Origin of the sequence: Lactobacillus selangorensis (assembly GCF_001437205.1) — a bacterium.
GTDB lineage: Bacteria > Bacillota > Bacilli > Lactobacillales > Lactobacillaceae > Paralactobacillus > Paralactobacillus selangorensis.
Genome location: NZ_JQAZ01000007.1, coordinates 36,424 through 55,448, shown reverse-complemented (window position 1 = coordinate 55,448; position 19,025 = coordinate 36,424). Strand labels below are relative to the sequence as shown.

Annotated in this window: 26 protein-coding genes and 1 other RNA gene; 23 read left to right on the top strand and 4 right to left on the bottom strand. The window is 42.0% G+C overall.

Going from position 1 to position 19,025, the window contains the following annotated elements; translation table 11 throughout:
• Nucleotides 1-54 precede the first annotated feature (54 nt).
• From IV40_RS09000 to ssrA, 5 genes are all read left to right on the top strand, one after another.
• The gene (locus IV40_RS09000) at nucleotides 55-1,062 is read left to right on the top strand and encodes a class I SAM-dependent methyltransferase (protein ID WP_057770802.1); all 1,008 of its coding nucleotides are present in this window, start codon (nucleotides 55-57) and stop codon (nucleotides 1,060-1,062) included.
• Between the two features lie 13 nt (nucleotides 1,063-1,075).
• On the top strand, nucleotides 1,076-2,266 hold the full coding sequence (locus IV40_RS08995) for an acetate/propionate family kinase (RefSeq protein ID WP_057770800.1): 1,191 nt from the start codon (nucleotides 1,076-1,078) through the stop codon (nucleotides 2,264-2,266).
• 90 nt (nucleotides 2,267-2,356) lie between these two features.
• The gene (locus IV40_RS08990) at nucleotides 2,357-2,821 is read left to right on the top strand and encodes a hypothetical protein (protein WP_057770798.1); all 465 of its coding nucleotides are present in this window, start codon (nucleotides 2,357-2,359) and stop codon (nucleotides 2,819-2,821) included.
• 34 nt (nucleotides 2,822-2,855) lie between these two features.
• Nucleotides 2,856-4,223, top strand: coding sequence for an amino acid permease (locus IV40_RS08985; RefSeq protein ID WP_057770796.1), 1,368 nt, complete (start codon nucleotides 2,856-2,858; stop codon nucleotides 4,221-4,223).
• A gap of 47 nt (nucleotides 4,224-4,270) precedes the next feature.
• Nucleotides 4,271-4,638, top strand: a transfer-messenger RNA (tmRNA) gene (gene ssrA, locus IV40_RS10630).
• Between the two features lie 158 nt (nucleotides 4,639-4,796).
• Here the strand turns inward: ssrA and IV40_RS08980 are convergent.
• The 4 genes from IV40_RS08980 to IV40_RS08965 all read right to left on the bottom strand — a co-directional run bounded on the left by IV40_RS08980 (nucleotide 4,797) and on the right by IV40_RS08965 (nucleotide 8,617).
• Entirely contained in the window at nucleotides 4,797-5,972 is a 1,176-nt protein-coding gene (locus IV40_RS08980) for a site-specific integrase (RefSeq protein WP_057770794.1), read from the bottom strand.
• Nucleotides 5,973-6,136: 164 nt separating this feature from the next.
• Nucleotides 6,137-6,973, bottom strand: coding sequence for a hypothetical protein (locus tag IV40_RS08975; RefSeq protein WP_057770792.1), 837 nt, complete (start codon nucleotides 6,971-6,973; stop codon nucleotides 6,137-6,139).
• Nucleotides 6,974-7,062: 89 nt separating this feature from the next.
• Complete coding sequence (locus IV40_RS08970; RefSeq protein WP_162258854.1) at nucleotides 7,063-8,169, bottom strand: ImmA/IrrE family metallo-endopeptidase; 1,107 nt, start codon at nucleotides 8,167-8,169, stop codon at nucleotides 7,063-7,065.
• 112 nt (nucleotides 8,170-8,281) lie between these two features.
• The gene (locus IV40_RS08965; protein WP_057770788.1) at nucleotides 8,282-8,617 is read right to left on the bottom strand and encodes a helix-turn-helix domain-containing protein; all 336 of its coding nucleotides are present in this window, start codon (nucleotides 8,615-8,617) and stop codon (nucleotides 8,282-8,284) included.
• A gap of 256 nt (nucleotides 8,618-8,873) precedes the next feature.
• On the opposite strand from IV40_RS08965, the gene IV40_RS08960 reads away from it, so the two are divergent.
• The 18 genes from IV40_RS08960 (at nucleotide 8,874) to IV40_RS10625 (ending at nucleotide 18,427) form a co-directional block, all read left to right on the top strand.
• Entirely contained in the window at nucleotides 8,874-9,080 is a 207-nt protein-coding gene (locus IV40_RS08960) for a transcriptional regulator (RefSeq protein WP_057770786.1), read from the top strand.
• Nucleotides 9,077-9,841, top strand: coding sequence for a phage antirepressor (locus IV40_RS08955; RefSeq protein WP_057770784.1), 765 nt, complete (start codon nucleotides 9,077-9,079; stop codon nucleotides 9,839-9,841). Before IV40_RS08960 ends, IV40_RS08955 begins: the two co-directional genes overlap by 4 nt.
• 112 nt (nucleotides 9,842-9,953) lie before the next feature.
• Nucleotides 9,954-10,226, top strand: a complete 273-nt coding sequence (locus IV40_RS08950) for a hypothetical protein (protein WP_057770782.1) — start codon at nucleotides 9,954-9,956, stop codon at nucleotides 10,224-10,226.
• Between the two features lie 36 nt (nucleotides 10,227-10,262).
• On the top strand, nucleotides 10,263-10,418 hold the full coding sequence (locus IV40_RS10790; RefSeq protein WP_156404268.1) for a hypothetical protein: 156 nt from the start codon (nucleotides 10,263-10,265) through the stop codon (nucleotides 10,416-10,418).
• On the top strand, nucleotides 10,419-10,688 hold the full coding sequence (locus IV40_RS08945; RefSeq protein ID WP_057770780.1) for a hypothetical protein: 270 nt from the start codon (nucleotides 10,419-10,421) through the stop codon (nucleotides 10,686-10,688).
• Nucleotides 10,689-10,738: 50 nt separating this feature from the next.
• A complete protein-coding gene (locus IV40_RS08940; RefSeq protein ID WP_057770778.1) occupies nucleotides 10,739-10,930 on the top strand; it encodes a hypothetical protein in 192 nt (63 codons plus the stop codon).
• Nucleotides 10,930-11,409, top strand: a complete 480-nt coding sequence (locus IV40_RS08935; protein WP_057770776.1) for a siphovirus Gp157 family protein — start codon at nucleotides 10,930-10,932, stop codon at nucleotides 11,407-11,409. Before IV40_RS08940 ends, IV40_RS08935 begins: the two co-directional genes overlap by 1 nt.
• The gene (locus IV40_RS08930; protein ID WP_057770773.1) at nucleotides 11,409-12,782 is read left to right on the top strand and encodes a DEAD/DEAH box helicase; all 1,374 of its coding nucleotides are present in this window, start codon (nucleotides 11,409-11,411) and stop codon (nucleotides 12,780-12,782) included. The genes IV40_RS08935 and IV40_RS08930 overlap by 1 nt, the downstream gene beginning before the upstream one ends.
• Nucleotides 12,779-13,492 carry an AAA family ATPase gene (locus IV40_RS08925; RefSeq protein ID WP_057770771.1) on the top strand — a complete coding sequence of 238 codons (714 nt, stop codon included), beginning with the start codon at nucleotides 12,779-12,781 and terminating at the stop codon, nucleotides 13,490-13,492. Before IV40_RS08930 ends, IV40_RS08925 begins: the two co-directional genes overlap by 4 nt.
• Before the next feature lie 2 nt (nucleotides 13,493-13,494).
• Entirely contained in the window at nucleotides 13,495-14,022 is a 528-nt protein-coding gene (locus tag IV40_RS08920; protein WP_057770765.1) for a hypothetical protein, read from the top strand.
• Nucleotides 14,023-14,087: 65 nt separating this feature from the next.
• Nucleotides 14,088-14,873 carry a bifunctional DNA primase/polymerase gene (locus IV40_RS08915; RefSeq protein WP_057770763.1) on the top strand — a complete coding sequence of 262 codons (786 nt, stop codon included), beginning with the start codon at nucleotides 14,088-14,090 and terminating at the stop codon, nucleotides 14,871-14,873.
• Nucleotides 14,870-16,123 (top strand): virulence-associated E family protein, encoded by a 1,254-nt coding sequence (locus IV40_RS08910; RefSeq protein WP_057770760.1) that lies wholly within the window; start codon nucleotides 14,870-14,872, stop codon nucleotides 16,121-16,123. Before IV40_RS08915 ends, IV40_RS08910 begins: the two co-directional genes overlap by 4 nt.
• Nucleotides 16,124-16,374: 251 nt before the next feature.
• A complete protein-coding gene (locus tag IV40_RS08905; RefSeq protein ID WP_057770759.1) occupies nucleotides 16,375-16,710 on the top strand; it encodes a VRR-NUC domain-containing protein in 336 nt (111 codons plus the stop codon).
• A gap of 66 nt (nucleotides 16,711-16,776) precedes the next feature.
• A complete protein-coding gene (locus tag IV40_RS08900) occupies nucleotides 16,777-17,100 on the top strand; it encodes a hypothetical protein (RefSeq protein ID WP_057770756.1) in 324 nt (107 codons plus the stop codon).
• Complete coding sequence (locus IV40_RS08895; protein WP_057770755.1) at nucleotides 17,093-17,296, top strand: hypothetical protein; 204 nt, start codon at nucleotides 17,093-17,095, stop codon at nucleotides 17,294-17,296. The genes IV40_RS08900 and IV40_RS08895 overlap by 8 nt, the downstream gene beginning before the upstream one ends.
• A complete protein-coding gene (locus IV40_RS08890) occupies nucleotides 17,293-17,838 on the top strand; it encodes a hypothetical protein (protein ID WP_057770753.1) in 546 nt (181 codons plus the stop codon). The genes IV40_RS08895 and IV40_RS08890 overlap by 4 nt, the downstream gene beginning before the upstream one ends.
• On the top strand, nucleotides 17,835-17,984 hold the full coding sequence (locus IV40_RS10785) for a hypothetical protein (RefSeq protein ID WP_156404267.1): 150 nt from the start codon (nucleotides 17,835-17,837) through the stop codon (nucleotides 17,982-17,984). Before IV40_RS08890 ends, IV40_RS10785 begins: the two co-directional genes overlap by 4 nt.
• A complete protein-coding gene (locus IV40_RS10625) occupies nucleotides 17,975-18,427 on the top strand; it encodes a hypothetical protein (protein ID WP_082617974.1) in 453 nt (150 codons plus the stop codon). Before IV40_RS10785 ends, IV40_RS10625 begins: the two co-directional genes overlap by 10 nt.
• The last annotated feature ends 598 nt before the right edge of the window (nucleotides 18,428-19,025 follow it).

Here is a 19,025-nt window from a genome sequence, read left to right as displayed (position 1 = left end):
ACGACGTAAAAATCGTTAGAATATAAACAAAATCATTGCGTGAGGAGTGAAGAAATGGCGGAAGATAAAGTTGAAACCTTTTTTAAACAAATGGATGAATCAACAGAACTTCTGCAACGGAGTTTACGCAGTTCTTATTTGGATGCGCTGATCGAAAACGGCAACAACTTAGTTCAGCACCGGGTGCAGGTTGAAGACGGCCTTCCCGACGCCGCCGATCAGGCTAAATTACAAACGATTTATGCACAGATGGACCTGGCCGGATTAAGCAACGATCAAATTCGCCAGGCCTTTCAGCTGTCTGTTTTAAAAGGCATGCGTGATCTGAAGGTCGAGGCCAATAAACAGATGACGCCAGATACACTGGGCTATCTGATGGCATTTTTGGTAGAAACACTGACCACACTCCATAATGGCGATGCCTTATTGGATGTGGCTGTGGGGACAGGCAATTTACTAACGACCGTTGAAAATCAGCTGCGTCAGAACTTAAAGTTGGACATTAAAGGGTATGGCATCGATAATGATGAAGACCTGTTGGAATTGGCAAGTATCAGCAGTGCGCTGCAGCATTTGCCGGTCGAACTCTTTCATCAAGATGCGATCGATCCGTTAGTCGTTTCAAAAGCCGCCGTCGCCATTTCAGATTTGCCGGTGGGGTATTATCCGCTCGACAAGCGGGTGCAGAAATACCAGACGAAGGCCGATAAGGGTCATTCGTTCGCCCATCATCTGCTGATTGAACAGAGCATGCGGTATCTGACGGAAGACGGCTTCGGCTTTTTCTTAGTGCCAAGCAAACTGTTCGATTCGGAGCAGGCCCAGATTTTTATGCAGTGGATGAAGGACAATGTCTATCTGCAGGGCTTCTTAAACCTGCCGAAGTCCTTGTTCCATTCTGAAGAAACGCAAAAGGCCATTCTGATCCTGCAAAAAAAGGGTCCGCAGGCCAAACAGGTCAAGGAAGTCTTGCTGGGTGAATTCCCAGATTTCACGGATCAGAAGGCCTTCGCACGGTACACTGCTGAGATTCGACAATGGAAAGCGCAAAACTTGAACTAAAGAGGGGAAAATAATGTTAAAGATACTCGCAATCAACGCTGGAAGCTCTACACTGAAGTTTAAATTGATCGACATGGATACCAAGACCAAGCTTGCCAAGGGGATGGTTGATCGGATGGGCATGCCAGGTTCGACGTTCTCGATGACTTATGGCGATCAGCCGAAATATAAACAGGACATCAAGATTGAATCCCATGATGCAGCGGCCAAATTTATTTTGGACAAACTGAAGGAATTTAAGGTGATCGGTGCCGACGATGAGATTAAAGGAATCGGGCATCGAGTCGTTTCCGGCGGCAATATTTTTACGGATTCGACTTTAGTGGATCAGCATGTGCTGGATCAAATCCGGAGTCTGGGCGACTATGCGCCCTTGCATAATCCAGCTGAAGCAGACGGGATTGCTGCCTTTATGAAACTCCTGCCTGGTGTGCCGGAAGTGGCCGTCTTTGATACGACCTTCCATCGGACGATGCCGCCAGTCAATTACTTATACAGCATTCCGTATGAATATTATGAAAAATATGGCGTCCGCAAATATGGGGCGCATGGGACGAGCTATCGTTACTTATCCAAGCGTGCCGGCGAGATTTTGAACAAGCCGCTCAAGGACCTCAAGATTATTGCGATGCATTTGGGCAGCGGCGCCTCAATGTGTGCCATTGAAGACGGCAAATCTTTGGATACTTCGATGGGCTTTACGCCATTAGCCGGCATCACGATGGCGACTCGTTCCGGCGACATTGACGCTTCGCTGGTGGCCTTTCTGAAGAAAAAGCTGAATGTCAGCACCGATGAGATTGTTGATATGCTCAACCATAAGTCAGGAATCTTAGGAATCTCTGGGCTGTCGCCAGATATGCGTGACCTCGAAAAGACACGCTTTACACGTGATCGTTCACAGCTTGCGATCGATATCTTTACCAATCGAATCGTCAAATACTTTGGTTCATATGCGGCGATTATGCATGGGGTTACCACTTTGGTCTTTGCCGGCGGAATTGGTGAAGGCGATCCAGTCATGCGCAAACGGATCTGCGATCAATTGGATTATTTTGGGGTCAAAATCGATGCCAAACAGAACGATGAAGAGGGAATCGAACGGATTATCAGTACCCCTGATTCAAAGGTGACTGTCATGGTCATTCCGACGAATGAAGAAATTGTCATCGCCGAAGATGTCGTTAAATTGATTAAGAAGTAATTGCTTTCAAAATGGGGCGACAAGTAAATTGGGTTTTAAAAAGAGGACGTGACTTAGGTTGCATCCTCTTTTCATAAGGAGGACGATCGAATGCTGGATTGGCTTTATATTATTGTGGCCTTGGCATTATTAGCGATTTTTGTGGCGGTACAGCTGCGGCTCGTGTTTCGAGCACTGCCGAATCGTTTTTGGCGTGGCTTTTTACTTGGCTGGGCCGTTTTGATCCTGATCGGCACGATTTGGCTGAGCCGTACGCCGAGCGACTATATCAGCGGGATTTTTATTGTGATCGTACTGGTTTTATTTGGGCTGCGGCAGCAGGGATTCACTAAAACGTGGATCATCGGCGGTGCCACCAGCACACGGGCCTTTACTGGCGTCAGTGAATTTGTTATTTATCCCACCAAAGATTCGGCTGTGCAATATGTCGAAGTCAAAGCAGGCGATTTTATTACCAATCGGTTCTATTTCCGGACATCACAGGACCAATTAACACAATTTTTACAGAAACAAGCTGCTGGACGTAAGGTCGTTGTTTCAAAAGTGGTAAAATAGAGGCTTCAAGAATACTTGAGGAGGAAATTGAACCATGAGTAATAATGAACCCCACTTGGAACGTAATCTGAAAGGCCGGCACGTTCAGCTAATTGCGATCGGCGGCACAATCGGGACCGGCTTGTTTCTCGGTTCCGGCAAGGCAATTCATCTTGCTGGCCCTTCAATTTTGCTGGCTTACTTGATCACAGGGATCATTTGTTTCTTTCTAATGCGGGCACTAGGCGACCTGTTGTTATCAAACCTCGACTACCCCTCAATTATTGATTTTGTCAATCAATATTTGGGCAAAGATATTGGGTTTGTCGCTGGTTGGACGTATTGGTTTTCCTGGATTGCATTAGCAATGTCCGAGGTCACAGCAATCGGACTATATATGAAATTCTGGTTTCCCGCTTTACCGCAGTGGATTCCGGGACTGGTTATTTTGGTCATTTTGTTAGGGCTGAATCTGATTACGGTCGGATTATTCGGCGAAACCGAATTCTGGTTTGCATTGATCAAAGTAGTTGCAATCGTCGGATTGATTGTCATTGGGGCTTGGATGATTCTGATTCATTTTAAGACACCGGTCGGGCATGCTAGCTTGCAGAATCTATGGCAGTACGGCGGTATTTTTCCACGTGGCGGCAAGGGTTTTGTGATGTCGTTTCAGATGGTTGCATTTAGTTTTATCGGAATTGAAATGGTCGGGATGACGGCATCCGAAGCTCAGAATCCGACCAAAGTCATTCCGGAGGCAATCAATCAAATTCCGCTGCGGATCATTCTTTTTTATCTCGGTTCGTTGTTTGTAATCATGTGCATTTATCCATGGACAAATGCGACAGCTAGTCAAAGCCCATTTGTGCAGGTTTTTTCAGTGCTGGGAATCCGCAGTGCTGCTGACATTATCAATTTGGTTGTTATTACAGCGGCGGCTTCGGCTTGCAACAGCGCACTGTTTACGACGGGACGGCTGCTGCTGTCACTGACTTACGGCAGTAAAAACCGGCAGGTGGCTAAATTGGGAAAATTATCACGGCGTCACATTCCGGCGAATGCACTGACTTTTTCGACGATTATTGTTGCAGCGGCAGTGATGCTGAACATGTGGTTTCCAGGCGGCGTCTTTACGCTGGTATCAACGGTATCAACGATTTCGTTTTTGTTTATCTGGGGGCTGATCATTATCGTGCACCTGAAATTCCGGAAAACGCCGGCAGGCCGGCAGAGTACCTTTAAACTGCCGTTTGCTCCTTGGAGTGACTACTTAGTGCTCGCTTTTCTGCTTTTTGTCTTCGGAGTGCTGGCATTGAGCCGTGAAACGTTGATTGGATTGATTGTGGTCATCGTCTGGCTCGTGGGCGTGTACGCATTGCGGCGTTATGGCGAACAAAAACGGCAGCAGCGATCTGAATGAGTTGCGTAAAATTGATAATTTGTTATAATAAATGTGTAACACGATTTGGGGATGTTACGGATTCGACACGCGTAGGTTGCGCATTGACCGCACTTCGCAGGTTACGGCTGCGTCATCAACGTTACAGTTAATTATAACTGCAAACAAAGAAAATTCTTACGCTTTAGCTGCCTAATAGCAGCTTAACGTGATCCGTCCGGATTCACCCAAGGTTCGGAGCCGGGTCTCAAATGAATTGGGTTACGGTACAGACTGACACCTGAGGAATGTACAAGAGATTTGCAGGATAGTAAAGTTGCGTTAGCCTGGCTTCACGGCGCTGCGATTTTATGAACTTCAAATAGTGAAACTATGAGTGTAGAAGCTGATGTGGCAATACGTGTGGACAGGGGTTCAACCCCCCTCATCTCCACTTTAGGTATACCACTGTGAACTACCGGCAACCTAAAGCCGGTATAACAGCAATCTTCAAAACCAAGTGGTATACCACTGAGTACCATTATTTACCAAAATGTGTACCATTTTGTGTACCAGTTTTTTGAGCATCGGGAGACCGGTGCTCTTTTTTATTGTCTAGAAATTAATGTGTTTTTCCCACAAGTCTTCGGTCGCATCTTTTTCACGATCGGTCGTGTGGATATAATGCTTTTGTGAAAAAGAACCGTCATAGTGACCAAGTTCAGCCGCGATTTGTTCGGCATTTGCTCCTGATTCTGCGAGCAGGGTAGCGTGAGTATGACGCAGACCGTGAACCGTGATAAACCGAATGCTATACTGATCAGAAATATCTTTCATCCATTTGCGTGGACGAGAGGGCGTTAGAAACGAGTTCTTGCCCTGCGCGGTAAATACTAGCTGATCAGGCTTAAGTGTTGTTACACCGATGCCAGCGAACCGTGAGAGCTGTTCTTTGCGCCAATCATGCAACTCTTGCATAGTGATTGAATCGATACGAATTGTACGGTACGAGTTTTCTGACTTTGGTTCACCAAGGTAGAGACCATTTTCGTCACGTTTAACAGCATGATTGATCGTGATCGTACGATCGTCGAAGCTTACATCCTGCCACTGTAGTCCCATAGCTTCACCTTTACGGATGCCAGTAAATGCCAGCAAACGTAAGAAAATGCGGGCTTTGTCCCAATCCACAGATGGCTGTTTTTCTACAGCGTCATCGAGCGCATCGATGAATGCTTTGAGTTCATCTTTCTCATAGAAATTCTTTTTGATTTTCTTATCGTTTTTCTTTCTTCGATGTGGGATGATCGTTGCGGACATCGGATTGACTTCAATCAACTGAAGATGAAGTGCATAGTGAAAAATACGATCGGCAAGGCCAATGAACTGTTTGAAGTTGACAAGCTCTCTGTGAACTTGATTGACAAAGTCCTGACAGTCTTGCATCGTGATTTGGTCGATTCGTAAATCCCCGAAAAACGGCAGAATGTGGTTTTTAAACATTGCAGTTGCCTTGTAAAACGTTGGAGAGCGAACGGTTTGTTCATACGCCTTAGACCACACATTATAAACGTCTGTGAATGTTTCTAACCGAACTGGTGTCATTGTCCCATAACGGTCGAAATTGCTCTGTGAGCGCTCATAATCGAGTTTAGCGGCCGCTTTGGTAGCAAATCCACGATGATGGCCTTGAACTTTCTTGCCAGTCTTGGGATTTGTTCCCAGATATGCGTGCCATTTCCATGCTGTTGCTTTATTTTTACCTTTTGTATATTTTTCATAAGTCGCCATTTTTTATCATCCTTTCATGCGCCACACACCGGATTTTTTAAAATGGGAACTGGCATCACCTCCTTTATTGGGGTAAAATTATGTATAGAAAAGAGACCGCTTTTGAAGCGATTGATTTTAGCTGACGTTTCCCGGACTGTCCAAGGTGGGGAGACGTCTTTTTTTTAATTTACAAAGTGCAGTTCAGAGTCACTATCTGAATTCTTCGCAATCACTGTTCCGTCAGGCAATTGAACGACAATTTTTACATTTTGAATGCCGTATTTTGCTTCGTATTTCAGCGAGCGAGTTTGCAAAATATTCATCGATTTTTGAAGTTCGCCATCACTCCAGTTGGCCCAGTCATCATAGCCGGTCCAAGTTACTGTGTTAGTCGAAGCGTCATAAGTGACATCTGTCGCCGTGCCTTTATCCACAGAGGCTAATTTGTCTGCGTATGCTTGCCCTTGATCGGTGGAAGACGAAGACGATGAAGCCACGCTATTTGCGCTTGACATAGAGTCTTTTTGCGTTTGATCTAAAGCGAGCTTCGTGGATTTAATTGATTTTGTTTTGTTCTTTAAACCGGACACGTTACCGTCACTATATTTGTGATTGTAATTTTGAACGGCAAATATCTTTGCAGAATTTTCGCCATCATCGTTAAAGCCCGTTACAAGGCCGAGAGAGATGTCAAAGTCAACTTTTCCATTTTTTACGGACGGCCATTTAACGCTGTTTTTAGCCTCGGAGCTGTTAAATCCGTCTGTCATGACAATAATTTTAGAGCCGTCTGGTGCTTTTGTGGTGCCTTTGACATTCCAATCGTCGCTCATATTTTTGTCTGTAGAAATACTTGTGATGTCGATCGGGTACACCGTAATGTCTTTTTTCTTACTAACTGAAGTCGGCTCTAAATCATGACTATGCTTTGCAGCTTCCTTGCTTGCCGAAGTATTCACTTTTCCGCATCCGGAAAGTAGCAGCAAGCTCACAATACCCAAAATTATTCCCTTTTTCATAATTTCCTCCAATGATATAATATCGTTGTCTACATATATCAAAGAAGTGATCCCTTACTCGCTGGAACGGGTAGGGGATTTTTTTTATTTCAAAAAGTATCGTTAGCGATATCATCCAGAAAATCAAGATTATCGTCTGAATCTTCGGCAATCATTGGTGTAACGTTTCTGTTGTGTTGATTTTGTACCTTTTGCTCCATTTCATCTTGATAATTTTGGAGAATTCCAAGCTCAAAGAAGGTTGATCTTGAACCGCAATAAGGACAGTAACGAGCATTTCCACTTAGTAAATGCTGGCATCCCTCGTTGTCTCCGTTAGCAAAATCTGTAGAATTGTACCGATAGTAGGTCTCATCAGGATTTACACCAGAACATCGATTTACCAAATAAGTTCCACAAATCTGGCAAATATCATTTTCTATTTCTTCATTTTGACAGACTGGACAAATTTTGGCGCGACTATTTTCGTCTAAAATAAATTTGCTATAAATCATAGTCTCTGACTCCTTTTTTTCGTGAAAATTAAACGTTTCTTTGCTTGAAGAAATTGCTAAATCCAATATTTTTCCGCAGATTGGACAGCATCCTATACTTTCCGAATTTAAAAAAGCAAAATAATAATGACAATTTTCGCAAAATGCTCTGTTAAAAACAATGGCCCTACCGTGAGCAGGGTGTGGCTCGTTTAAAAGTCGCTGACCACCTATTCTAAAATTATTCGAAAACACAGTTGGATGAGCCCATGGCTTGCTTTCGAACTCGTCTAAGGCTGTATTTAATGCCGAAGAGCTTACATCAAAAATACATTGCAAATATTCTTTTGGCAATAAAACATCGACCGACTTTAAAACGGGGTATGGAATGAGAATGTTTTGTGCAAATAAATTAGCTTCTTTTTCTAAAACACTATATTCCGATTTGCTCATGCCTTTTCTAATTTTTCCACGTGAAATTCCATTGATGAAGGGATGCTTCAGAATTAAATGCCCAAGTTCATGCGCAATTGTGAAGCGAATTCGTTGTATCGAAAGGGTAGTAGTGTCATCGTTATAAAGAATGATATATTGATTCAATCTATCCCTCATTCCAAGCAGAGCGGCATCAATAGAACCGTCAGCCAAATGTTCTTGTACCCAGTTCTCGTCCGCAGAAAAACCGTGGTCAATGAGCATTTTTGACATTTCAGTATATGTCATAATAGCCACCCCAATCTTGTCAGCTAGTGTCAGAATCGGAAGAGGGGCCACGTTCAAATTGTATTTTGATAAAGTTTTCATTGCAGTATTGCGAACGAAGCTCCATCGAACTTTATTTATCATTGTCATCGAACTTTTCTTTAAAAATTTGTTCCATAATCCCGTCAAGCATAGAAAGATCAGAATCATCAAGTTTACTTGCGTTTCTTGCGATTTTTTGGAGTTTGGGACGATTATCACCATGTGTTTCATCTGAATTTCCAAGCAGATAATCAGTCGTTACTCCAAAATAGTTTGCGATCAACTTGACCTTGTCTGCACTAGCTTTCCCAGTTTTCCATGTAGAAATTATTCCGTTAGAAAGTCCCAGTGTACGCTCAACTTGAGCCAGACTTTCGTGCTTTTCTTGGGTAAGTTCTTTTATTCTCCTATATAAAACACTCTCCATGATTTATCCTCCGAAAATATTTTGCGCTTTGGCTTGACTTCAGAATATATTCGATGGTATCATGTATTTGTGCTTGAGGGAGTACAAAAAATACAACCACCAAATAATTGAACGGTAGTGGGTAAAACGCTTATGGTTACGTGCCGAGTCACGTCTCGATCGGCTTATTTACTACACTCTGATAATAGAATATATTCGGAGAAAAGTCAATAAATGGAGCGTATTTTCTTAGAAAATATTTTATGGAGGTGAAACAATGTCAGTTTATACCGTGGTCAAAGGATTGGCTCAAAAAAAGTCAGTCAGCGTAGCACATATCGAACGCGAACTGAAATTTGCCAATGGATCAATTTCTAAATGGGATAAAAGTGTGCCTCGTGCGGATCGGCTTCAGGAAGTTGCTGATTATCTTGGGGTCACAACTACTTTTATCTTGAATAAATCAAAGGAGGAATCAAAATGAACGAATTGCAAAACTTCGATTTCAAAGGCAATCAAGTGCGAACAGTTTTGATTGATGATGAACCATATTTTGTTGGAAAAGATGTGACAGATATTTTGGGATACCAAAATGGAAGTCGAGATTTGAACACACATGTCGATGATGAAGATAGGCTGCAGTACCAAATCAGTACCTCAGGTCAAATGAGAAAGCAAACGATCATCAACGAGTCAGGTCTATACAGTTTGATTCTTTCCAGCAAGTTGCCATCCGCCAAGGAATTCAAACATTGGGTTACATCGGAAGTCTTGCCCACAATTCGAAAGCATGGTGCTTATATGACGCCAGACACGATTGAGAAGGCATTAACTGATCCGGACACAATCATCCAGCTTGCTACACAACTAAAGCGAGAACGTGAAGGGCGGATGCTTGCCGAACAACAAGTAAACGAACTACAACCAAAGGCCACGTATTATGACCTGATCTTACAGAGTAAATCACTGTTATCGGTCAGTAAAATCAGCAAAGATTATGGCATGAGTGCCCGCAAATTTAATTCGTTGTTACACGAATTCGGCGTCCAATTCAGACAAGGTGACATTTGGTTACTGTATGCAAAATATCAGGACAAGGGTTACACACAAACCTCATCTTACGCGATTGACGATTCATATTCACGTGTATTGACCAAATGGACACAAGCGGGTCGTTTGTTCTTGTATCAACTGCTGAAAGAACACGATCTACTCCCACTCATCGAAAAGGATGGAGTTGCCTAATGCCACAAAGCCTAAATGATTTTATGTGTCTATTCATGGTGGCACTGTTCGTATTTATTCTGATTGCGTCAGCATCATGAAAATAACAAATGAACTAAAGGAAGTGCTTGAGTTGGATGCAAACTTATCAATTTTAAGTGACGCGATGCAGCAACAGATTACCGATCGGATTATCGAGACGAACCGCAAGGCTGTATTGCAATGGCTTGAGTCATTTCAGCAACCGCTACTTACTCCGAAGCAGGCCGAGACGTATATCAACGGCTCATCCAAGAAACTTCATGAGCTTGAAGTAGCAGGGTTGAAACGCGTTCAAGTCGGGCCACAGTGGGTCAGATACGACCGACGTGATATCGACAAAATATTGCTAAAATTCAAAATCTAAAACGCTACACACCGGATTTTTAGGGAGGAAAAAATTATGAAAACACAAGAAACGCTAAAGAACTTATTTGACGCACGAAACTGTTTTGCAAAAGGAAACATTGAATTCCCACACCGTTTCGATGACTTGATTGCCATTACAAACCGGCATATCAAGGAAATAGCGGATAAACAGCGAAAGGAGGTGGCATAGATGGACGGATTAAAAACAACGATTGCGATGGATCTAGGATATTTAATCGGTGAATTAAAATTCGCCGGTGCACCAACAAGCAATATTCCTGAAGAGGTCCTCACACTGACTAAATGTTTAGATTTTGCATATAGCCATGGCAATGATCGTATTGGAGGCTTCATCGACAATGAATTTGACAAATATGAAAAAGCTAATAAATACAGCAAATACGATGAGATTCTAAAAATGTTGAAAAGCTATCACGCCGTTTTAGAGGCACAAAAATAGCCCGTACTGGCATACGGACTCAACAAAAATACTCACAGGAGGATTATAACATGGAATTCAGTCGCGATGAAGTCAGAGAACTAGCGAACGCGGCATATCAACACGGACGAGCTGATATGTATTATCTAACCGCTGTTGCGGTAGGCGAAAATGTTGAAGAAGCATTTTCTCAGCGCAAAAAAGTAAAAAGCCAATATAAAAAGATTCTTAAAAAGCTTGGATTAACGGAGGATGACAAATAATGGCGACTTTATATGAACTCACAGGATTTTATAAGCAACTTCTTGAACTGGAAGAAGACACCGATCCATCAGTCTTTCACGACACGATGGACAGTATCACAGATTCTCTTGAAGATAAAGCAATCGGATATGCAAAAGTAAATGCGCAGTTAAAAGCGGATGCTGCTTCTTTAAAAGAAGAAGAAACGCGCTTGCACGATCGGCGTGTAGCAATCGAAAACAAACAGAAGCTGCTTAAAGAAGCACTCTCACAAGCCATGATTGAAACTGATCAGCGCAAGTTTAAAACACCACTTTTCTCTATCTATATCCAAAAAAATCCGGTGAAAATGGTTATTTCAGATCGGGATAAAATCGATAAAAACTATTTCCACAATGAAGAAGTGCTTGATAGTTCGGCTTTAAAAGATGATTTAAAAGCCGGTAAACAGGTAGACGGAGCGGAACTTCAACAAACAGAAAGCGTGCGAATTCGTTAATGTATAAGCTTCGTGATTATCAGCTAGAAACGATTCAAAAAATCGTAAAAGAAATGAAAAAAGGACATCACTCCATCATGGTTCAGCAACCACCTCGGACTGGTAAAACGGTAATTATGGCTGAAATCGCTAGACGAACTACTTTAACCGGTGGACGTGTACTCTTTATCGTTCACCGCAAAGAAATCGTCGATCAAGTCAAAGAGACGTTTCAAAAGCAGGGCGTCGACATGGATCTGGCTACCGTTGGTATGGTTCAAACATTAACCAGACATGTAGATAAGCTGCCTAAACCGGCTTTTTTGTTTGTTGACGAGGCTCACCACGTTCTAGCGAAATCATATTTACGAATACTTGATGCTTTTCCGGATGCTTACAAGCTACTTTTCACAGCTACTCCGATCCGATTGAACGGTGAGGGGTTCGAGAGTGTAGCGGATGTGCTGATTACAGGAAAATCGGTTAAATGGTTAATCGATCATGATCGACTAGCACCGGTTGACTACTATGCACCGATTGCGATTGATAATACGGCGCTTAAGACGAAACGAACTGGCGAGTTTACTGAAGATAGCATTGAAAAGGCGCTGAAACCAAAAATTTATGGTAACGCCGTTAAAAACTATCAGAAGTTAGCGGCCGGGAAGCAAGCTATTGCATACACCTACAACGTTGCAAGTGCCGAACGATTAGCGAATGCCTTCAATGCGGCCGGTATCAGTGCCAGAGCAGTTTCCGGGAAAACAAATAAGGATGAACGGAATAAAATCGTTTCCGACTATAAAGACGGCAAGATTCGGATCGTGACTAACGCTGAATTGTTTACTGAGGGCATTGATTTGCCCAATGTGGATTGCGTGATCATGCTTCGACCAACTCAATCACTGTCACTATTCCTGCAGTTTTCAATGCGCTCGATGAATCCGCGAGAAGGTAAAACAGCGATCATTATTGACCATGTGGGCAATGTGGAACGGTTTGGACTTCCAACGGATGACCGCGAGTGGTCACTTACTGGAACTGCTAAAACCGAACAATCAAGCTCTGCTGTTCCCGTAAAATCAGTTTCTGTTTGTCCAGAATGTTTTGCAACGTTTTATCGAAAAGGCGATACATGTCCATTTTGCGGGGCAAATCTTGGTGAAGAAAAAAAGATTGAAGTAGTAGAAGACGCCGAATTAAAAAAAGTCATTGCTAAACGTAAGGACCGTGTAAAAAAAATTATTGAAAACAATGCCATACGAGCAGTTGCTGATAAGAAACCAGGCGATTTACACTCGATGGCTGAGCTAAAAGCTTATGCAGAATTACACAACTATAAAAAAGGCTGGATTTACTTCCAAGCAAAAGCGAAAGGACTGATAAAACAATGATTTTACCAAAAAATCGGCCACATCAAACTATTGACACACCGCACAATTTCTTCATATACGGTGCGACGATGAGCGGCAAGAGCTATTTAGCTGGACATTTTCCAAACCCAATTTTTCTCAATACTGATGGGAATTCACTGGCAAATGAAGCACCCTCGATTCAGCTCAAAAACGATTTAAAAACTGGTCAATCAGTTATTGAACAACTTGACGAGTTTACAAAAGAAATCGAAACGATGAACAGTCAAGATGATTATGGATATGAAACTATCGTAATCGATGTTATTGATGATGTTGCTACATTGATTGAACAAGCAATTTGCCAAAAAGCTAATGTCAAAGCTCTTTCAGATATTCCATACGGCAAGGGCTACGCCACATTCAATTCGGTATTACAGGGACTTGTGATGAGCTTGAAAGCTATGCCAGTCAATGTGATTTATATCAGTCGAGTTGCTGAGAAAATTGAAGACGATGGCAGTACAAAAGAAATTCCATCGTTGAAAACTAAGTATTATAACATTGTGAATGGCAATTGCGATTTAGTCATTCACACTCAACAAATCGGATCACGTTATCTTCGTACGATCGACAAGAAACGAAAAAATTACTACGAAAGCAAAATCGATGATTCAAATATTTTAAGGCTTCTAAAAGCCATTCCTGGAGCAATTACAAAAGAACAAAAAACAGAAAAGGTAGGTAAATAACTATGAGTTTACGTGATATTGCACAAAAGAGTTTAGCAGGTTTCGATGCAAAGAAAGATTCAGTTTCAGCACCACAAGGACTACCAGCTGGAGAATATACAATGATCGTCACTAAAATTGACCACCGTGTATTTGACTCCGGCTGGGATGCCTTTGGAATCACTTTCGAAGTCGTAGAAGGCGATGAAACTGGGCGGCATGAAAATGTAAATATTTCATTTGCTGAAACATCCAAATCAGGCAAACCGATCCCAGATTTTGTACTTGATCGAAATATTAAGTTTGCCAGCAAACTGGGTGCACTGCTGGGCGTGGATATTACCAGCGATGATTTTGCTTTTGACAGTGAAACGGATATTCATGAACATCTGGCTCAAAAGATGCACGGCCAAGAAGGCAAACTTGTGAAGTTGGAAATCATTGAATCACCTAATAAGAAAGACCCTTCACATCCCTATCGTAACTATGATTTAAAAGAAGCTGAACAACCAGAAACAATTGATGTCAAAGATGATGACCTTCCATATTAATTAGATAAAACGCACACGTCGTATACGTCGAATGGGGTGAGAAGCCCATTAGAAACGAGGCAATGATGAAAAACCTAGTTAATTACGCGGTTAGCTATGCCCAGCATGGATTCAGTGTTTTGCCCATGATTGGCAAAAAGCCGCTGATCAAATTTGCGGATCAGCCTCCTTTAACAGTCGATGAGATCGAAAATTTATGGAAGAAAAAACCTTACGCCAGCATCGCGCTTCGAACAACAAACTTCTTCGTAGTTGATATTGACCGGCACGAAGACGGCGCAGACGGCTTCAAATCACTAAAAGAGTACAACCACCCCGAACAATTTAAAAAAACGTTAGCCCAAAAAACGGCTGGCGGGGGCAAGCAGCTTTTTTACATGAAGGACGGCGATATCGTTCAACAAAATATTGGCTGGCTTCCTGGAGTCGATATTAAAGCTCACATCAATAATTATGTGGTCGTTGCTCCAAGCGAAAACCATGGCAAGCAATATAAATGGTTGAATCATGAGCCTATCGTCAAGCCTTCTTCTGAGCTCATTACAGCGATTAACAAACGCTCTGAGTCTGATTACACGCCGACGGCTTACTCACACTCAGAGGGGCATTCAGCAACCGCAGAACTATTTGAAAAGATTGTTAACGGTCTGGGGGCAACAGGTGGACGTAATAATGCTCTTGCTTCATTTGTCGGCGGCCTCCTTTTCAGAGATGTAGGAGCTGAAGAAGTCTATCGGCTTGCACTAATTGCAAATAATAACACGGAAAGTCCACTTCCAGAAAACGAGGTCAATCGGACGTTTGAATCAATGCTTAAGAAAGAAATGCGTAGAAGGGAGGCTGAAAATTGAGTGTAGAAGAAACAATTAAAAAATACGATGAAATGAAAAACAACGTTGAGCCAATGCCGATTCAGGGCTTTCGAAAAAATGATAAAGGTAAAATTATTGCAAACAGCATTCAAAACATTGAATTGATTTTAGAACATGATCCTTTGCTGGCACACAAGATTGCTTTTAATGAATTCACATACGAGATTGAATTATTAGAAGATATTCCAGAACTGATGCTTGAAAAAGGGACGATCGATGATGATTATCCACCTGCAATACTTGGCTACATCGAAAAGAAATATCATGTACTTTTCAAAGACAATTTACTTCGAGGGGCATTGACCAATGTGGCACGGCGGAACGTATTCAATCCAGTTCTAGACTATTTTGAAGAATGCGAAAAGAATTGGGATGAAACCATTCGCAGCGCTTCATTATTACCAGATTTTCTTGGAGTTGAAGCTTCACCAGTCACCACTCTTCAAACACAAATATTCTTTGTTGGTGCTGTAGCAAAGGCCTATCATCCTGAAATGAAATTCGATTATGTTCTCGACTTAGTCGGAGGACAAGGGGCCGGCAAAACAACATTCTTAAAGAAAATGGCAAATGGTTGGTACACTGATCAATTCACTGATTTTGAAAATAAGGATAACTATTCCAATATGCTGCGCGCCTTAATCGTTAATGATGATGAAATGACTGCTACCAACCATTCAAGTTTTGAAGTATTAAAGAAATTTATCAGTTCTGAACAGCTTGAATATCGTAAACCATACGGCCACATGGCTGTAAGACGCTATAAATCATTCGTTATGGCTCGTACCACTAACGAATTAACATATTTGAAAGATAAAACAGGCGATCGGCGTTTCATGCCGAACCTTGTCAGCAAGGAAAGACAGAAAAAATCACCGCTTACTGATTTAACACCTGAATTAGTTGCGCAACTTTGGGGCGAATTTACAGCAATTTATCGTGATGGATTTAGTTTCTTGCTTTCAGATGATGAAGAATCAATGCTTGAAGAACATCGCAAAGATTTCATGTACATCGATGCTGAAGAAGAAGCAATTGATGATGTACTTCAAAAATGGAACGGTGATTTTATCACAAGCGCCGATATTGCTTTACAATTAGGCGAAGATAATTTAGTTAAGAATCGTCAACTGGCTAAAAAAATTAAGTACGTGATGGACAACCATTATGGTTGGACCGCTGATCATCAAAAAGTAGGAAAAAGTGTGAAAAGAGGATATAGACGCTAAAAGTTTACACTAATTTACACTAATTTCGTCGAAGTGTAAACCAGCTCAATCTTATGCGCCCCAACGGGTACAGCTATTGTGTTTACACTATTACACTATTTATATATATAAATAATAAATATATATATATATAGGGGGGTATAAGGGTATAGAAAAGTTTGGAAGTGTAATTTTAGTCGAAAACCGATTAAATCCCTTGGGAGAGTAAGAAAATCTAGTGTAAACCTTAGTGTAAACAAGTGTAAATAATTATGACTGAAGAACACAAAATACAAAACGATATTCGCGTGGCTGTATCAGCTCATGGCTGTACAATTTTCCGCACCAATGTGGGCAAAGTCAAAATGCAAAACAACAGGTGGTTTGACACTGGACTACCGCGTGGTTTCCCCGATTTATTCGGGTTCAAGCATTCGGACGGAAAGATATTTTTCATCGAAGTAAAAAACGAAAACGGACGACCGCGTCCAGATCAAATTAAGTTCCATGATTTTTTAACTCGCGTGGGAGTAATTCATGGAATTGCACGATCGTCAGAAGATGCCTTAAAAATCATTGATGAGGAGTTAGTTGGATATGGATATTAAATTTCGCGCGTGGCATTACGTCAACGGAAAACAGCATGACTGCTTAGATAAATTGGAGGGATAAAAATGAAAGTAAAAGTAAAAGGGTTTATAAATAGTGCAGCTCAAAATGGCCTTGTTCGCTCACGTTATAACCACGATTCAATGGAAACGGAGTTGAACGTTGCTGCAAGTTTTAAAGATGTTGACGTCCAGCCAGAGCCTGTCGAACTGCCGCAAGAAATCGGAAAAGAAATGGATAGATTGCAGCATAATGGGCTTTCTTTTGCAGAGTATATTTATGCGATGCGGGAGCTTGAACTTACTGATAAAAGCAGCGAACGGCTTCTCATGCAGGCTTGGCTATTCGGCTGGGTGGCGAAGCCGGCCGAGGAGGGCAAAGATGACTAAATATCGCAAGGCAGCACTGATTGAAGCAGGAATGATTAAATATGGTGTTGGATATTCCAAACGTGATACGGCTTTCTACGTATTCAATTTGTTTATCATTCTTGGCCTATGCATAACTTTTAAGGCGATTGCAATGGTATTGTGTGGCATTGATTTGGTTGGACTGGAAATTAAATATGGAGGTGCTGGTCGATGACAACAATCCCCGCTAACGTGATCCATTCGATGAAGAAGCTCGATTCAATGGTTGACGATTTAAATAAGCATTTAGATTATTTTCCAGAAGGTAAAATCTATCAATACAAGTTTACTTGGTCGGATATTTCTGATTCTAATGAAGATATGCAAGTTGTTGAGAAATATTTCAGGGGTCTCTCAGATGAGAAAAAGATTTCTTATTCGAATAAAAACGAAACACTTACTATGATTGATAGTTTTTTGCTGAAGAACCGCAACACATTCACGCCGCCGACACTTGCTAAGAAATTAGGCATTGGTGTTGCCGATGTTTATAAGCATTACGCGCTGCTGGGCATTAAGGATTATAAACACAAGCTACGGGTTAAAAACAGCAGAGCTCATTTCAAACAATTTGAAGATAATTTTATCGTTGCAAATTATGGACAAATGAGTATTTACGAAATGACGAGAAATATTCATCATGGTGCAGGAGCAATCAAGAAGGAGATTGCAAAGCTGATTTCAAATGGACGTATTAAAGAGAAGGCGACTAAATGATTTATTATTTGATAGCTATTTTGGACGGTAATGGCGAAAAATTAGGTAAAGAGCTGCTAAATGATTTATCCGATCGTGGTTATATTCTCTTTGACCCAATACGCTTAACTGTCAAAGGTATGAACCTAGTTTATCCATATCTATAAGGAGGCAGACACACATCAGAACGTCGATAAAACACGCTGTCGAGGACATACTACGCGACTACCCGTATTTACCCACATACATCAAAAACCGCCGAGAGGAGCTGTTACACCCTATAGAAGACGTTGATGAAAATGTAGGTGGTAGCCGCGGAAATAAAATTAATAAACCGCAAGAGCAGATGATTATCACACTTGATGATGACCGGCAGCTGCACGCACTAGAACGCCAGCAGAATACGATCGCGGCAATGCTGGAGCACACCGACCACGACACTCGTGTGATACTCAAGGAGTTATACTTCAAGAGGTATCCGCAGTACACCATGGGTGGACTAGCACAACAGCACCTTATCTACTGCAGCCGTGCGTCAGGGTTTAGAAAGCGCGATGCATTTGTTGAAGAGCTATCTAAAAACCTTGGTATGTATGTGGCCGAGCGGTAGATTAAATTGAGACTGACAGCACTTGTATACATGCTAAAGTAGTATCGTAGATGATTGAGCGATCGAGTATCCGCCTCGGCACCTCGTCATCTATATCTGATTTATACAAATCGGCAGAAGCATAGATCGCGATGGTGTAGGATCAAATCCTACTGCTTCTGTTAAAGCTGGCGGAACAGTAAATGAGGAAGCCAATGTAGAAGGCCAGCTTTAAAACTCTCTCTGTCCGTGGAAAAGACAGTGAGACTTAACTATATAGACGGCTGATGGGCAGTATCCTAGCTTACACGGATCGAACCCAGAGGTTATCTGTAATCGCGTGGCGGAATAGGCAGACACTAGAACGTTAAACGGTAAATCGAGATTGTGGACTGACGAGTTGACAAGCTAGAGCGTCCAACAACGGAGCTAGACCAGTCATACAGGGTGCAAATCCTTGCCGTGATTATTCCCACCTTTTTGCTTTGTTAAAGAACGCAAGCAAATAAATTAAAGCACACGCTAGCATACAGGCGAGAGAACATGCGGGTCTGTTCTAAACCCATTAAAGGGATTGCGCACGCTACCCGAACTGGCAGTAGGGCAATCATTGATACCA

What these genes read in the sequence shown, in the direction of transcription:
- IV40_RS08945 (WP_057770780.1), top strand. Translation starts at nt 10,419, where the DNA reads ATGGACGGATTAAAAACAACGATTGCGATGGATCTAGGATATTTAATC.
- IV40_RS08925 (WP_057770771.1), top strand. Translation starts at nt 12,779, where the DNA reads ATGATTTTACCAAAAAATCGGCCACATCAAACTATTGACACACCGCAC.
- IV40_RS08980 (WP_057770794.1), bottom strand. Translation starts at nt 5,972, where the DNA reads ATGGCGACTTATGAAAAATATACAAAAGGTAAAAATAAAGCAACAGCA.
- IV40_RS08960 (WP_057770786.1), top strand. Translation starts at nt 8,874, where the DNA reads ATGTCAGTTTATACCGTGGTCAAAGGATTGGCTCAAAAAAAGTCAGTC.
- IV40_RS08940 (WP_057770778.1), top strand. Translation starts at nt 10,739, where the DNA reads ATGGAATTCAGTCGCGATGAAGTCAGAGAACTAGCGAACGCGGCATAT.
- IV40_RS08890 (WP_057770753.1), top strand. Translation starts at nt 17,293, where the DNA reads ATGACAACAATCCCCGCTAACGTGATCCATTCGATGAAGAAGCTCGAT.
- IV40_RS10785 (WP_156404267.1), top strand. Translation starts at nt 17,835, where the DNA reads ATGATTTATTATTTGATAGCTATTTTGGACGGTAATGGCGAAAAATTA.
- IV40_RS08915 (WP_057770763.1), top strand. Translation starts at nt 14,088, where the DNA reads ATGAAAAACCTAGTTAATTACGCGGTTAGCTATGCCCAGCATGGATTC.
- IV40_RS08975 (WP_057770792.1), bottom strand. Translation starts at nt 6,973, where the DNA reads ATGAAAAAGGGAATAATTTTGGGTATTGTGAGCTTGCTGCTACTTTCC.
- IV40_RS08935 (WP_057770776.1), top strand. Translation starts at nt 10,930, where the DNA reads ATGGCGACTTTATATGAACTCACAGGATTTTATAAGCAACTTCTTGAA.
- IV40_RS08930 (WP_057770773.1), top strand. Translation starts at nt 11,409, where the DNA reads ATGTATAAGCTTCGTGATTATCAGCTAGAAACGATTCAAAAAATCGTA.
- IV40_RS10790 (WP_156404268.1), top strand. Translation starts at nt 10,263, where the DNA reads ATGAAAACACAAGAAACGCTAAAGAACTTATTTGACGCACGAAACTGT.
- IV40_RS08965 (WP_057770788.1), bottom strand. Translation starts at nt 8,617, where the DNA reads ATGGAGAGTGTTTTATATAGGAGAATAAAAGAACTTACCCAAGAAAAG.
- IV40_RS08995 (WP_057770800.1), top strand. Translation starts at nt 1,076, where the DNA reads ATGTTAAAGATACTCGCAATCAACGCTGGAAGCTCTACACTGAAGTTT.
- IV40_RS08900 (WP_057770756.1), top strand. Translation starts at nt 16,777, where the DNA reads ATGAAAGTAAAAGTAAAAGGGTTTATAAATAGTGCAGCTCAAAATGGC.
- IV40_RS08985 (WP_057770796.1), top strand. Translation starts at nt 2,856, where the DNA reads ATGAGTAATAATGAACCCCACTTGGAACGTAATCTGAAAGGCCGGCAC.
- IV40_RS09000 (WP_057770802.1), top strand. Translation starts at nt 55, where the DNA reads ATGGCGGAAGATAAAGTTGAAACCTTTTTTAAACAAATGGATGAATCA.
- IV40_RS08905 (WP_057770759.1), top strand. Translation starts at nt 16,375, where the DNA reads ATGACTGAAGAACACAAAATACAAAACGATATTCGCGTGGCTGTATCA.
- IV40_RS08895 (WP_057770755.1), top strand. Translation starts at nt 17,093, where the DNA reads ATGACTAAATATCGCAAGGCAGCACTGATTGAAGCAGGAATGATTAAA.
- IV40_RS08920 (WP_057770765.1), top strand. Translation starts at nt 13,495, where the DNA reads ATGAGTTTACGTGATATTGCACAAAAGAGTTTAGCAGGTTTCGATGCA.
- IV40_RS08970 (WP_162258854.1), bottom strand. Translation starts at nt 8,169, where the DNA reads ATGACATATACTGAAATGTCAAAAATGCTCATTGACCACGGTTTTTCT.
- IV40_RS08955 (WP_057770784.1), top strand. Translation starts at nt 9,077, where the DNA reads ATGAACGAATTGCAAAACTTCGATTTCAAAGGCAATCAAGTGCGAACA.
- IV40_RS08990 (WP_057770798.1), top strand. Translation starts at nt 2,357, where the DNA reads ATGCTGGATTGGCTTTATATTATTGTGGCCTTGGCATTATTAGCGATT.